This window comes from Lysinibacillus zambalensis, assembly GCF_040183165.1.
GTDB lineage: Bacteria > Bacillota > Bacilli > Bacillales_A > Planococcaceae > Lysinibacillus > Lysinibacillus zambalensis.
Genome location: NZ_JBEGDG010000002.1, coordinates 357,709 through 371,781, shown reverse-complemented (window position 1 = coordinate 371,781; position 14,073 = coordinate 357,709). Strand labels below are relative to the sequence as shown.

The window sequence follows — 14,073 nt, the reverse complement described above, 5'->3', positions numbered from 1 at the left end:
CTTTGTTTAGTGGATAATGGCGTGGAGAGCTCGAATTATGTCGAGAAAATCAAAAAAATGAAAAAATGTATGAATTTAAGTGTATTTCGTCCGATAAAAACATAAGAAGAAAATTTATTCGATATGAGAAGGGGAGGCTGTGTGCTGGGGACTCTTTGAATATTAAGAGAAACCTCAAAATTGACAATAGACTTTTTAAGAACTCGTAAAGTTAAAAGGAGAGCTGTTGCATGAAACGATTATTTGGAAGCTTTAAGGGTAAGCTCTACACATTATTTGCTCTTATCTTACTAATCCCAGTTATTTCTGTAGGAAGCTTATCGTATCTTTCAGCAAAAAATTCGATAAAGGAAGAAATACTTTTTAGTGCAGATGAAAGTGTAAAAATTTTGAATACATTAATTGATAGTGCTATTAGCACGAAAATAAATGAAATCGCTACCTTTAGCGAGGAAATAAATTCTTCTAAGTACGAACAGAAGGAAACTAAAATAATACCGAATTTTCAAGAATATATGAAGCTGAGTCCAGATGTTTTAAGTATTTATGTTGGAACAAATGACGGAACATTTATCCAAGAACCAAAAATAAATAGCGCGGATTATAATCCTTTAGAAAGGGATTGGTATAAAAAAGCTAAGGAATTAAAAGGTGAGACTTTAATCACGGATCCTTACATAGATGCAGGGACTGGAGATATGGTCGTAACAGTTGCTCGTCAGGTGAAAGATCAGTCTGGGGTAGTTGCAATCGATTTGAAATTGACAGACATTCAAAAAGTCGCAGATTCTATAAGTATCGGAAAAAATGGATATCCTTCTATTTTTGGTGACAAAAATTTGGTCATTTCACATCCTACATTAGAAGCCGGTAAGGAATTAAACGAGAGCTTCCTTAATCAAATGTACGACAGCAAATCTGGCACGTATGATTATGTCTTTGACGGTGATAACCGCATTTTGTTCTTTACAACGAATGAACTGACAAACTGGAAAATCACAGGAACAATTTTTGCAAAGGAAATTGACGAATCAGCATCACCCATTTTGAAAAAAACGTTTCTCGTACTAATTGCTGCGATCGTAATCAGCTCGATTGTATTCTTTTTTGTCATGAAGGCAATTATAAAACCGATTAGATTACTAAAGGATAGTGCAGTAACCATTAGTAAAGGTGATTTAACAGAGAAAGTGACAATCACTTCTCATGACGAGATTGGACAGCTAGGACAAGCCTTTAACGATATGCAAGACAATTTAAGAACTCTTATTCAAAAAATTGAACAAAATGCCGAAGAAGTAGCATCGTCAGCAGAAGAGCTAACAGCCAATGCCACTCAAACGAGCATTGCTACAGAAAAGGTAGCGATTTCGATTCAAGATGTTGCATCGAGCGCAGACACGCAAACGACGAGTGCCACTAAGAATGCAGAATCGTTACAGGAACTTTCCAAGGCAATTCTTCATATAGCTGAGATTTCTTCTACTGTGACAGATCTTTCACAGCATGCAACGCTACAAGCAGACGAAGGTGGAAAAGCAGTCCGAGATACGAAAGATCAAATGCAATCTATTCATGTATCAGTGACCGATTCCAACACGAAAATTCAATCACTACATGAACGTTCTCAGCAAATTACGTCTATATTAGATGTAATTACAAGTATTGCAGACCAAACAAACTTACTTGCTCTCAATGCAGCGATTGAGGCAGCAAGAGCAGGAGAGCATGGAAAAGGCTTTGCAGTTGTTGCTGATGAAGTTAGAAAGCTTGCGGAGCAATCTCAGAAATCTGCACAACAAATTTTCGAGCTAATCCATGGCATTCAGCTAGAAACCGAACAATCTGTAAACATCATGGCAAAAGTTACAGAGGATGTTCAAAATGGTCTACATGTATCGGATGAAGCTATCACGAAGTTCCAAGTGATTATGTCGAGTATGGATGCGATTACTCCTAAAATGGAAGAGGTATCTTCTGCCTCTGAGCAAATGTCAGCAAGTGTACAAGAGGTGACTGCTGTTACGGAAGATTTGGCATTCTCAGCCAAAGGAAATGCAGCTGCTTCAGAGGATGTTGCAGCGTCTACTGAGGAACAATTAGCTTCGATGGAAGAAATTAATGCTTCTGCACAAGCTCTTGCGCATATGGCAGATGAGCTAAAACAGCTAATTAGTCAATTTAAATATTAATAGACGTACGAAAAAATGCCATTCCTCCTTTGGGGAGTGGCATTTTATATTATTGAAAAACTATTGTGTCAATGAAATTAAGGTTTCATTTTAAAAAAAGTAAGCCTCTTCGGCAAAACGAATGGGCGCTTTCTTGAGTCATTTGTTAATAGAAAGTGGTTGTTTTTTAAATAAAACAGGATTTTGTTTCAATAAATCTTTATTCATATAAAAAACGAACTATAGTAGCTTTAGCGATTCTGTTTTGTAGCTATAGAAAATATTCGCAAAGATGTCCTTGAGTATTTTGTTTTTCAATACTAATAAATGACACTGGGACATTTTCTTGTTTGACTAAGTCATTCTATTTTCTAAATTTAATAATGGTAGTGTATTTCCGGAGATTTAATGGCATCAATGCAAAAAGCCTATATTGTTTTCAACCTTTTATTTACTACGGACAGAAAATCGAATGAAACGAAAATTAGTCTTTAAGAATCCGAAAATAGGTTCTACATTGATTTTTCGTTGTCGAAAGATGGCACCTGATTTTCTCTGTGCGAAAGCGAAGCGACAGCAACAAGATTTTCTCTGTGCGAAAGCGAAGCGACAGCAACAACTATGCAAAGATGACATCACCCACACGCTATGCTGTTGTAATCTAGTTAAATCAAAAAAATAAAAAAAGGGGTTTGAAATTAAGTATTTCATCCGATAAAAACCTAGGGTGATATTTCTTCGATAAAAGAAGGGTAGGTTGTGAACAGAGAAGGAAGCGGCATAGTTTCCGAGCCTAAATCATCAAGTAAAGTGTCAGTAAAAGAAACACAATAAAAATACATATCTCAAGAATTTTGAAGACTAAAGGAGAACTGTTGCATGAAAAAATTATTTAGAAGCTTTAAGGGTAAGCTCTACACGTTATTTGCTCTTATCCTATTAGTCCCAGTTATTTCTGTAGGAAGCTTATCGTATCTTTCAGCAAAAAATTCGATAAAAGAAGAAATACTTTTTAGTACAGATCAAAGTGTGAAAATTTTGAATACGTTAATTGATAGTACTATTAGCACGAAAATAAATGAAATCGCTACCTTTAGCGAGGAAATAAATTCTTCTAAGTACAAACAGAAGGAAACTAAAATACTACCGAATTTTCAAGAATATATGAAGCTGAGTCCAGATGTTTTAAGTATTTATGTTGGAACAAATGACGGAGAAGTATTTGTAGAACCAAAATCGAATAGCGCTGATTACAATCCTTTGGAAAGAGATTGGTATAAAGAAGCTATGGCTTTGAAGGGAGAAACTTTAATAACGAAACCTTATAAAGATGTAGCGACAGGAGATATGATTGTAACAATTGCTCAGCAGGTAAAAGATCAATCTGGGGTAGTGGCAATTGATTTAAAATTGACAGACATTCAAAAAGTTTCGGACTCTATCAGTATCGGGAAAAATGGATATTCATCTATTTTTAGTGAAGATAAAATGGTCATTTCAGACCCGACTATAGAACCGGGTAGCGAAATAAAAGAAAGCTTCAGCGACAAAATGTACGACAGCAAATCGGGAACGTATGAATATGTATTTGAAGGTGAAGATCGTATTTTGTTCTTTACAACGAACGAATTGACGAATTGGAAAATTACCGGAACAATTTTTGCGAAGGAAATTGATGAATCAGCATCACCAATTTTAAATCATACATTACTCGTGTTAATTATTGCGATTGTCATAAGTGCAATTGTTTTCTATTTTGTTTTGAAAGGAATCATAAAACCGATTAAATCGCTCAAGGATAGTGCAGTAACCATTAGTAAAGGTGATTTAACAGAGAAAGTGACAATCACTTCTCATGATGAGATTGGACAGCTAGGGCAAGCCTTTAATGATATGCAAGACAGTTTAAGAACTCTTATTCAAAAAATTGAACAAAATGCTGAAGAGGTAGCATCGTCGGCAGAAGAGCTAACAGCCAATGCCACTCAAACGAGCATAGCGACAGAAAAGGTGGCCATTTCGATTCAAGATGTTGCATCGAGCGCAGACACGCAAACGACGAGTGCCACTAAGAATGCAGAATCGTTACAAGAACTTTCTAATGCTATTCTTCATATCGCGGAAATCTCTTCTACTGTGACAGATCTTTCACAGCATGCAACGTTACAAGCAGACGAAGGTGGAAAGGCCGTCCGAGATACAAAAGATCAAATGCAATCTATTCATGTATCAGTGACCGATTCCAACACGAAAATTCAATCACTACATGAACGCTCTCAGCAAATTACGTCTATATTAGATGTAATTACAAGCATTGCAGATCAAACGAACTTACTTGCTCTCAATGCAGCGATTGAGGCAGCAAGAGCAGGGGAGCACGGAAAAGGTTTTGCAGTTGTAGCTGATGAAGTTAGAAAGCTGGCGGAGCAATCCCAGAAATCTGCACAACAAATTTTCGAGCTAATCCATGGCATTCAGTTAGAAACCGAACAATCCGTAAACATCATGGCAAAAGTTACAGAGGATGTTCAAAATGGTCTACATGTATCGGATGAAGCTATCACGAAGTTCCAAGTGATTATGTCGAGTATGGAGGCGATTACTCCTAAAATGGAAGAGGTATCTTCTGCCTCTGAACAAATGTCAGCAAGTGTACAAGAGGTAACTGCTGTTACGGAAGATTTGGCATTTTCAGCAAAAGGAAATGCAGCTGCATCAGAGGATGTTGCAGCGTCTACAGAGGAACAATTAGCTTCGATGGAAGAAATTAATGCTTCTGCACAAGCCCTTGCGCATATGGCAGACGAGCTAAAACAGCTAATTAGTCAATTTAAATATTAATTATAAACATAACAAAAAACGCCATTCCGTTTGAGGAATGGCGTTTTTGTATAGATTATCGATCTTCTTCCCAGCAATCAGTATTTTTCAATGTTGGGATTGATTTTGCATAAAATACAGGATTTTTGCCTGCATTGCGTTGTATTGTAAAGTCGTCTAACACTTGGAAGGCAATTTTACCAAGTAACAAGATGACCGTAATATTGATGATAGCCATTAGTCCCATGAATAGGTCTGCTAAGTTCCAAACAAGCTCTACTTGCGCAAGAGCACCGAACATAACCATAGCAAGAACTAAAATACGGTAGCCAAACATCCAACCTTTATGTGCATTCATAAACTCAATATTAGATTCACCGTAATAGTAATTTCCAACGATCGAACTAAAGGCAAAGAAAATAATAGAAATTGCAATAAAGTAAGGAGCCCATCCACCTACATGTACAGCTAAGGAATTTTGTGTAAGAATAATTCCATTACTTTCACCAGTATTATATAGACCCGCTAAAATAATAATAAACGCTGTTGCAGAACAAATCATAATTGTATCAAAAAATACACCTAAACTTTGCACTAATCCTTGCTTTGCAGGATGTGAGGTATTGGCAGTAGCTGCAGCATTAGGGACACTACCCATACCGGCTTCATTAGAAAATAAGCCACGGCGTACACCTTGCATAATAGCAGCTCCAATCGCACCACCAGCAGCTTCCTGAAGACCAAACGCTTCTGTGAAAATCAATTTGAAAACGGCAGGTATTTCAGTCAGATTCGTTACAATAACAAAAAGGGCTACAGCTAAATAGAAAACCGCCATAACAGGTACAAGTACTTGCGTAACTTTTACAATTCTATGTACGCCACCAAAAATAATCATGGCCGTTAACACAACTAACATAACACCAATGATAGCAGGCTTAATATTAAATGCCTCACCTACAGAAGTTGCAATCGTATTCGATTGTACCGCATTAAATATAAAGCCAAAGCTTAACGTTAAAAGAATACCAAAAATAATCCCTAATTTACGTTGACCTAAAGCTTTTTCCATATAATATGCTGGTCCACCACGGAACGTATCGCCATCCTTTACTTTGTACACCTGTGCAAGCGTACTTTCAATAAAGGCAGTCGCCATTCCTAAGATGGCAATAATCCACATCCAAAATACTGCTCCAGGTCCACCTACACCGATTGCTAATGCAACACCTGTAATATTCCCAGTACCTACACGTGAGGCTGCGCTAATCGTAAAGGCTTGGAACGGAGAAACACCTGAATCTCCCTCTCTTTTCTCCACTATTAAACGAAACATTTCAGGGAAAAGTCGAATTTGGACAAATTTTGTGCCAAATGAAAAATACAATCCAGCAGCTATTAACAATGTAATAATGCAATATGTCCATAAAATATTATTAGTATCACCTACAATATTCGTTAACCATTCCATTTGCTTTCCTCCAATCTCAATACGCTTTAGTCTACACTGTTTTTTTGTAATATATCCACTTTTTGAAAATACTGAATTATATTAATTTTGTGTGCTACGTAATATTTTTACAATATTTGAAATACATATCCCTAGATGTTGGTTAGTATGGATTGTTTTGTAGGGATTTTACCGGATAAATAGAATGAGATGAAAGAAAAATGCAAGTTGTATGAAAAGGAGGTTCGGTATGGTGTTTTACTTACTTTTGTATTGGCACTTTTTAGTTATGATTATGTTAGTGATCATATTTGCAGGAATGATTACTTTTTTGTTTCCCTGGTTTTCATCTATTGTTTTATTGATTTTGAGTGGTCTAATCGGCTTTGTATATTCTATATTCATTGATTATAAGGATGCCAGTTTCTTTTTTATTAGTATTAATCTTGTTGTTAGTTCTATCCCCATTTTATTAATTAGATATTTACACTTCTTAAAAAGAAAAGCGGAAGAAATGGAGGAAGGTAGTTTCAATTAGTGAAATTTTAGAAAATTCTCTTATTTGGGCTGGCTTTTTAGTATAATAATTAAATTATAGGCTAATCAAGAAAAGATAGGTATGACAATTGTTGAAACCAAGTTGGAGCAGAAATGAACATGATATTATGTGTAATCAGTCAAATTAAAGGGGGAATTTGTATGAAAACTATTGGGGAGTCTTCTGCTGAGTATTACCGTCTTATGAATCAAGAGGTAAAGACACAATTAGGAGGCTTACATTCAGCCAAATGTATTTTGTATAGTGTAGATTTTCAAGAAATTGAGCATTACCAAGCTGAGGGAGATTGGGAGAAGGCGGGGCAAGTGCTGGGAGAAGCCGCGCAATCTCTAGAGCGTGCAGGGGCAGATTTTATTATCATTTGTACAAATACAATGCACAAAGTTATAGATATCGTTGCCGCAAAAATCCAATTACCGATTTTACATATAGCGGATGCGACAGCAAATCAAATAGAAAAAGCTAGTTTACAAAAAGTTGCCCTTCTTGGGACAAAGTACACGATGGAACAAGATTTCTATAAAGCTAGAGTAGAAGGATTTGGCATTGAAGTGATTGTTCCACTTGTTGACGAGCGTACTGAGGTCAATCGTATCATTTATAAAGAATTATGTTTGGGCCAAATTGAACAAACATCGAAGGAATATTATTTACAGGTGATTGAAAACCTTGTGCAGTCGGGAGCACAAGGAATTATATTAGGCTGTACAGAGATTGGATTACTTATTAAACAGGAGGATCTGAAAGTACCTGTTTTTGATACAACAATTCTCCATGCAAATGCTGCAGTAAATATGGCGATTCATAAGGGGGAGTAATATGAAAGTACGAGAAATGGGAATCGTTATTGGAACAATATCCACTGGAGAGAAAAATTGTATTACCGATGTAGCTGGCGTGCATGTAGGTCATGTAACGCTCGATGAGAAGATGAATCAAGACGGCGCTTATGCCTGTACAGGAGTAACGGCGATTTTACCGCATGATGGCAATTTATTTCAGCAAAAAGTTACTGCGGCAAGCTATGTCATAAATGGCTTTGGGAAAACGACAGGGCTCGTTCAAGTGAATGAACTAGGGGTTATTGAATCGCCAATTATGCTAACGAATACATTTGGCGTTTCGGCTGTAACACAAGGAACGTTACAATTTATGCTAGATTCGAATAGTGAAATAGGTCATTCAACAGGAACTATTAATATCGTAGTCGGGGAATGTAACGATAGCTTTTTAAATTCTATTCGAGAATGTCCTATCACACCTGAACATGCTGAGGAAGCGATCCGCAACGCATCAAATGAAACAGCAAAGGAAGGGGCAGTTGGTGCAGGAAAAGGAATGATGTGCTTTGGCTATAAAGGTGGAATTGGTTCATCTTCCCGAATTGTGACACATGAGTCAACGAACTATACGATAGGATGTATGGTCCTTAGTAATTTCGGGCAAAGCTCAGAGTTTCTAGCACATCGATATATTACTTCGAACGGTCAAAGTGAATCGACATTATCTCCGACAGATGGCTCCATTATCATCGTACTTGCTACAGACGCTCCGCTTAGTAGTCGTCAACTAACACGTGTCATTAAACGTTGCGGTATTGGACTAGGACGTACAGGCAGTCACTTTTCACATGGCAGCGGAGATATAGTCATTGGCTTTACAACAGCACATCATATCGCACATCTATCAGATCAACTTGTTGAAACACGTACACAGCTACGTGAGGATCACCCTATCATGAATCAATTATTTGCAGCAGCTGCAGAAGCAACAGAGGAAGCCATTTTAAATTCATTATCACAGGCACAGACTACAATTGGTCGAGATGGACATAAAGTTGAAGCCTATCGATTTTAGCTCTATAAATAGGCATGAAACATTTTTAATTTTAGTGCTTGAAGTAGTAATAAAAATACTATTTACTTGGCTATTGGACCGTATAGTAATCTCGAAATAATTAGAAGAGTTTACCTCTGTTTTGATTAATATCAAAATGGAGGTTTTTTTATAACCAATTACTAAGGCTTATCACAGATGGTGGATGTCATTCCATAAAACGTATGCCATTTATATAAGCTGATTTCCGTTCTGATTGCACGCCCCTGGAAAACGTCAAGTCGGAACGGAAATCAACCACACGTTATGGTTGGAAACCTTGAAGAAGGTGATGGGTTTCATTTTTTATTGTATTTCGGTAATCTTCTACCCTATCCACGAATAAAATTCCTAAATAGGTGAAAAAACATCCCCTTTCGACTCCTTGCATCAATGATTTGGCGCATCTTGTTTAAAAAACAGAGAATAGCTATTACTCTGTAAGATTTCTTTTTTTATCTAGTCAATAAATTTAAGGTGTGATACATTCGATAAAACTGAATTATCTAAAAATTTTATCGAAACCTGAAATTGGAGGTGTGAACTATACATGACCCCATCTTTCAACCTATTGAGGCAAATAAAACTTCAATAAGGGAATCAACGCCAGCAATTTGTGAAAATGGTGAGCCAATCATTCAAATTGAAGAAGAACATTCAAGAATTTTTATTAAGCCAATATACTATCATCAAAAAATACCAAATAGTTTACAAGTTATTTATTTACGTCAAGGTGTCTATGACCGATTGATAAAAGCACTATTATTATTACCTGAAAATTTTAGCCTGATCTTATATGATGGCTATCGTCCGTTCCAAGTGCAACAATTTTTGTTTAAGAGTTTTTCAAAACAAATCGCACAGCTTTATCCCCATTTTACTGAGCAAGAGGTTGTAAGTGAAACGCGTAAGTATGTTGCGTTTCCAAGCAAAGATCATGCTCAATTCGCCCCACATTTAACAGGTGGAGCGATTGATCTGACACTAGGAGATTTAGAGGGGAATGCATTAAATTTAGGTTCAGCATTTGATGAAATCAGTGGAAAGTCTGCGACACGCTATTTTGAACAACAGCCAGAGGAAGATTGGGAAGCCTGTGTACATCGACGTCTTCTATATAACTGTATGACGATGGTTGGCTTTACGAATTATTCAGAGGAATGGTGGCATTACGATTTTAATAATGTTTCATGGGCAAGACGTGTTGGTGCGCAAGAAGCTAGTTATGGGGCTGTGGAAGCCATTATCCAAGACAATAATATAAAGGAGTTTCGATTTCTATGAAGGTTTATATTAGTGCAGATATTGAAGGAATTACTGGTACAACAGCATGGAGTGAGACGGAGCTAAACGCGCCAGATTATCAGTTTTTCCAAAAGCAAATGACAAAGGAAGTAGAAGCCGCTATAGAGGGGGCTATTCGTGGTGGAGCAACCGAAATTTTACTAAAGGATGCCCATGATTCAGCACGTAATCTAGATATTTCTAATTTACCAGTAAATTGCAAAATTATTCGAGGTTGGACGTATGACCCGATGTGTATGGTCGCGGGACTTGATAAGAGCTTTGATCGAGCGATTTTTATTGGTTACCACAGTAAAGGGGGAAGTGCGCGTAATCCTTTGGCACATACGCTTTGTGTTTTTGCGGATGTGAAAATTAATGGGGAGTATGCGAGTGAATTTTTAATTAATACGTACGCGGCTGCTTTACATGGTGTTCCAGTTTCATTTGTTAGTGGAGATGTGGGGTTAACAGAGGAAATTCAATCAATCAATGATCATATCCTCACATTTGCTACAAAAGAAGGGATCGGAAATGCGACTATTAGTGTTAGCCCACAGCTGACGATTAAAGAAACGAAACGACTTGTTGAGGACTCAATGAAAGTTCCGCGGGAAGATTTGCAAGTACCATTACCGGAGCGCTTTGTAGTGGAAATCATTTATCGTGATCATACGCGTGCATATCGAAACTCGTTCTATCCGAATGCTACGTTTAAACCACATAATACAGTGGAATTCGTAACGGATAATTTTTATGAGGTGCTTCGAATATTACAATTCTTAACATAAGCAATGAAAAGGTAGGTGAATGGATGAAAATAAAAGATATTATCGTAGGGAAAGTAGAAGCACCGCTTATAACACCGTTTAAAACAGCTTTAAGAATAGTGCATAGCATTCACAATATTGCCGTCTATGTTCACACTGATGATGGGCAAATAGGCATCGGTGAAGCGGCACCGACTGCTGCTATTACTGGTGAAACTCTAGGGTCCATTTCGCACGCGATAGAAGAGTATATCAAGCCAGCCGTTATCGGGATGGATATTGAAGAATTGACAGCAATCATGGAGCGAATCGACAGCAGTATTTATCAAAACACCAGTGCGAAAGCCGCCGTAGATATGGCGGTTTATGATTTATTGGCGAAACACTATCAAACACCTCTGTATAAATTACTAGGAGGCTATCGGAAAGAATTAATTACAGATATTACGATAAGTGTAAATGATTCTGAAGAAATGGTGAAGGATAGTATAGCCGCTATTCAGCGAGGTTTTCAAATTTTAAAAATCAAGGTGGGGAAAGATCCAGCAGGTGATGTAGAGCGAGTTGTTGCTATTCGTGATGCAGTTGGACACGCCATAACATTACGGGTGGACGCGAATCAGGGCTGGACACCAAAGCAGGCTGTACAAATTATTGGCGCACTTGAAGATGCAGGTACGAATGTTGAATTGGTTGAGCAGCCTGTTCATTGCCATGATCTAGTAGGAATGCAATTCGTAACGGCTAATACAAAGACAAATATTTTGGCGGATGAAAGTGTTTTCACTGCAAAAGATGCCTATACAATTATTGAAAAGCGAGCTGCAGATTTGATTAATATTAAGCTCATGAAATCAGGAGGCATTTATCAAGCACAGAAAATTTGCCACATTGCGGAGGCAAACGACATACAATGCATGATTGGCTGTATGTTAGAGACAAAAATTAGCGTGAGTGCTGCTGCACATTTTGCCGCATCACAGAAAAATATCACGATGGTAGATTTAGATGGACCGAGTTTATGTGTGAAAGATCCTATTGCTGGGGGTCCAAAATTTGAAAATGATCGAATTAGGATGACAGATGCCGTTGGGGTAGGATTTTCAAAGTAGTTTCTCCAGTGGAAGTGTTTCATCCTCCACTGATGAACAAAAAGGGCTTTTACGGGTAGTTAACCTCCCTGCTTATATATCTTGAAGTGGGAGTCTTGTACTTGACGCTTTCGCTTACGGTACATATAAATCTCTACCCGTTTATGCGAGATAAAAAGATTGCTAGGGGGATGCTTATTATGAAAAGATATTGGATGCTTTTCGCGTTTCTAGTTGTAATGCTTTGTGCAGCCTGTAGTGACGATTCATCAAGTGAAAAAAAATCAGAGTATCGGGTTGTTTATTCGGGGGAAATAAAAACGCTAAATTACTTAAAGACTTCTGAAACGAATGAGTTTGCTGTTGCAGCGAACTTAGTTGATGGATTAATTGAGTATGATAAGTATGGTGTTGTGCAACCGGGCTTAGCGAAAGAATGGTCATCAAATGAAGATGCTACTGTTTGGACGTTCAAGCTTCGAGACGATGCAAAATGGGTTACACATGACGGTAAAGAGTATGCGGATGTTGTTGCTCAAGATTTCGTAGATGGCTTACATTATGTACTTGATGCAAAAAATGAATCATCGACAGCTTGGATTGCGACGGTCGTGAAAAATGGGGAAGCCTTCTATAACGGTGATATGACTGACTTTACGAAGGTAGGCATTAAGGCGGTAGATAAGCAGACAGTGGAATATACTTTAGAAACGCCTACACCTTATTTCCTGTCGATGTTGAACTACGTCTGCTTCTTCCCAGTTAACGGGAAGTTTATAGAAGAAAAAGGTGATAGTTTTGGTACAACTCGTGAACATTTCCTTTATAACGGATCATTTATTTTAGATAAATTTGAACCGCAAAATGAGCGAGTACTTGTGAAAAATGATAAGTATTGGGATAAAGAAAATGTACTGATTGATCGTATTCGCTATAAATATAATAAAGAAGCGGCTACAGTAGCACCAGAATTGTTTTTACGAGGAGAAATCGATTCAACGAGTATTCCAACTTCTATTATTGATGAGTGGTTTAAAGACGAAAAGAAAAAAACACAAATCCGTCAAACACAAAATAACTTCTATACGTACTTCTTTGCATTAAACTTTAATCCGCAGTTTGATGCAGAATACGAGCCTGAAAATTGGAAGAAAGCGGTCAATAATAAAGATTTCCGAAAATCATTGTTCCATGCGCTTGACCGCGAGTCTGCAATGTTAACATTAGAACCTTATAATCCAAAAGATTTACTGAGCAACACAATTACGCCTAAAAACTTTGTCAACATAGAGGGAGTTGACTATACACAATTAAAACCATTAGCTAATCTAACGAACACCGACTCCTTTAATAAGGAAAAGGCATTAGAGTACAAGGAAAAAGCGAAAAAAGCATTAGAAGGGAAAGTAACTTTCCCGGTAAAAGTGTTAATGCCTTATAACTCTGGTAGTCCAGATTGGGCAAATCGTTCACAAGTCGTTGAACAGCAGATTGAAAAATTATTAGGAACTGACTATGTAGACGTTATTGTAGAGGCCGGACCATCGACAGGGTTTTTAGCAGAGGTTCGTAAACCTGGTAAATTTGCATTCCTTGAAGCTAACTGGGGTCCAGACTATGCCGATCCATCAACGTATACGGATCCATTCACTGCAGACGGTACTTATAATAAACCGGAGTTAGCTGAAGGTTATACAGAAGCAAACGGAAAAACTAAATATCAAAACTTAGTAGACGAAGCAAAAGTGACGATCGATACAACAAAACGTTACGAGCTGTTTGCGAAAGCGGAAGCGTTCTTAATTGATGAGGCATTTGTCATTCCTTATTCAGTAGGAGGTAGTGGCTATGTTGCTTCTAAATTAAATCCATTTGAGGCTCAATACTCCCCATTTGGTGTGACGGCCGAGAAATTTAAAGGTCAGCGAGTTTTAGAAAAACCAATGAGTAATGAGGAGTTTAAAGAAGCTTTAGCGAAGTGGGAGCAAGAACGGGCGGAAGCGTTAGCTAATGCGGTAAAATAATTGAAAATTCAATTATTTAAAACCCTATC

10 protein-coding genes and 1 pseudogene are annotated in these 14,073 nt (G+C 37.5%); 9 read left to right on the top strand and 2 right to left on the bottom strand.

Annotated elements, in window-relative coordinates:
- Window positions 1-230 precede the first annotated feature (230 nt).
- Window positions 231-2,192: a methyl-accepting chemotaxis protein gene (locus ABNX05_RS04685; protein WP_349658658.1), complete on the top strand. Its 1,962-nt coding sequence runs from the start codon at window positions 231-233 to the stop codon at window positions 2,190-2,192.
- Window positions 2,193-2,535: 343 nt separating this feature from the next.
- On the opposite strand, the pseudogene ABNX05_RS26355 reads toward ABNX05_RS04685, so the two are convergent.
- Window positions 2,536-2,711, bottom strand: a pseudogene (locus ABNX05_RS26355) (transposase); the annotation flags it as partial.
- 339 nt (window positions 2,712-3,050) lie between these two features.
- Here ABNX05_RS26355 and ABNX05_RS04680 point away from each other — a divergent pair.
- Window positions 3,051-5,012, top strand: a complete 1,962-nt coding sequence (locus ABNX05_RS04680) for a methyl-accepting chemotaxis protein (RefSeq protein ID WP_349658657.1) — start codon at window positions 3,051-3,053, stop codon at window positions 5,010-5,012.
- Window positions 5,013-5,067: 55 nt separating this feature from the next.
- On the opposite strand, the gene ABNX05_RS04675 is transcribed toward ABNX05_RS04680, so the two are convergent.
- Window positions 5,068-6,462: an alanine/glycine:cation symporter family protein gene (locus ABNX05_RS04675; protein ID WP_349658656.1), complete on the bottom strand. Its 1,395-nt coding sequence runs from the start codon at window positions 6,460-6,462 to the stop codon at window positions 5,068-5,070.
- Between the two features lie 229 nt (window positions 6,463-6,691).
- Between ABNX05_RS04675 and ABNX05_RS04670 the strand changes: the two genes are divergently transcribed.
- The 7 genes from ABNX05_RS04670 to ABNX05_RS04640 all read left to right on the top strand — a co-directional run bounded on the left by ABNX05_RS04670 (window position 6,692) and on the right by ABNX05_RS04640 (window position 14,044).
- A complete protein-coding gene (locus ABNX05_RS04670) occupies window positions 6,692-6,979 on the top strand; it encodes a hypothetical protein (protein WP_349658655.1) in 288 nt (95 codons plus the stop codon).
- A 161-nt stretch (window positions 6,980-7,140) separates the two neighbouring features.
- Window positions 7,141-7,818 (top strand): aspartate/glutamate racemase family protein, encoded by a 678-nt coding sequence (locus ABNX05_RS04665; protein WP_349658654.1) that lies wholly within the window; start codon window positions 7,141-7,143, stop codon window positions 7,816-7,818.
- A gap of 1 nt (window position 7,819) precedes the next feature.
- A complete protein-coding gene (locus tag ABNX05_RS04660; RefSeq protein WP_349658653.1) occupies window positions 7,820-8,857 on the top strand; it encodes a DmpA family aminopeptidase in 1,038 nt (345 codons plus the stop codon).
- Window positions 8,858-9,622: 765 nt separating this feature from the next.
- Window positions 9,623-10,159: a M15 family metallopeptidase gene (locus ABNX05_RS04655; RefSeq protein WP_349658652.1), complete on the top strand. Its 537-nt coding sequence runs from the start codon at window positions 9,623-9,625 to the stop codon at window positions 10,157-10,159.
- On the top strand, window positions 10,156-10,950 hold the full coding sequence (locus tag ABNX05_RS04650; RefSeq protein WP_349658651.1) for a M55 family metallopeptidase: 795 nt from the start codon (window positions 10,156-10,158) through the stop codon (window positions 10,948-10,950). The genes ABNX05_RS04655 and ABNX05_RS04650 overlap by 4 nt, the downstream gene beginning before the upstream one ends.
- A gap of 23 nt (window positions 10,951-10,973) precedes the next feature.
- Entirely contained in the window at window positions 10,974-12,041 is a 1,068-nt protein-coding gene (locus ABNX05_RS04645) for a dipeptide epimerase (protein WP_349658650.1), read from the top strand.
- Window positions 12,042-12,220: 179 nt separating this feature from the next.
- A complete protein-coding gene (locus ABNX05_RS04640) occupies window positions 12,221-14,044 on the top strand; it encodes a peptide ABC transporter substrate-binding protein (protein ID WP_349658649.1) in 1,824 nt (607 codons plus the stop codon).
- The last annotated feature ends 29 nt before the right edge of the window (window positions 14,045-14,073 follow it).

Excerpts from the sequence above, each read along its gene's own strand:
- ABNX05_RS04685 (WP_349658658.1), top strand. The coding sequence starts at position 231 with ATGAAACGATTATTTGGAAGCTTTAAGGGTAAGCTCTACACATTATTT.
- ABNX05_RS04680 (WP_349658657.1), top strand. The coding sequence starts at position 3,051 with ATGAAAAAATTATTTAGAAGCTTTAAGGGTAAGCTCTACACGTTATTT.
- ABNX05_RS04675 (WP_349658656.1), bottom strand. The coding sequence starts at position 6,462 with ATGGAATGGTTAACGAATATTGTAGGTGATACTAATAATATTTTATGG.
- ABNX05_RS04670 (WP_349658655.1), top strand. The coding sequence starts at position 6,692 with ATGGTGTTTTACTTACTTTTGTATTGGCACTTTTTAGTTATGATTATG.
- ABNX05_RS04665 (WP_349658654.1), top strand. The coding sequence starts at position 7,141 with ATGAAAACTATTGGGGAGTCTTCTGCTGAGTATTACCGTCTTATGAAT.
- ABNX05_RS04660 (WP_349658653.1), top strand. The coding sequence starts at position 7,820 with ATGAAAGTACGAGAAATGGGAATCGTTATTGGAACAATATCCACTGGA.
- ABNX05_RS04650 (WP_349658651.1), top strand. The coding sequence starts at position 10,156 with ATGAAGGTTTATATTAGTGCAGATATTGAAGGAATTACTGGTACAACA.
- ABNX05_RS04645 (WP_349658650.1), top strand. The coding sequence starts at position 10,974 with ATGAAAATAAAAGATATTATCGTAGGGAAAGTAGAAGCACCGCTTATA.
- ABNX05_RS04640 (WP_349658649.1), top strand. The coding sequence starts at position 12,221 with ATGAAAAGATATTGGATGCTTTTCGCGTTTCTAGTTGTAATGCTTTGT.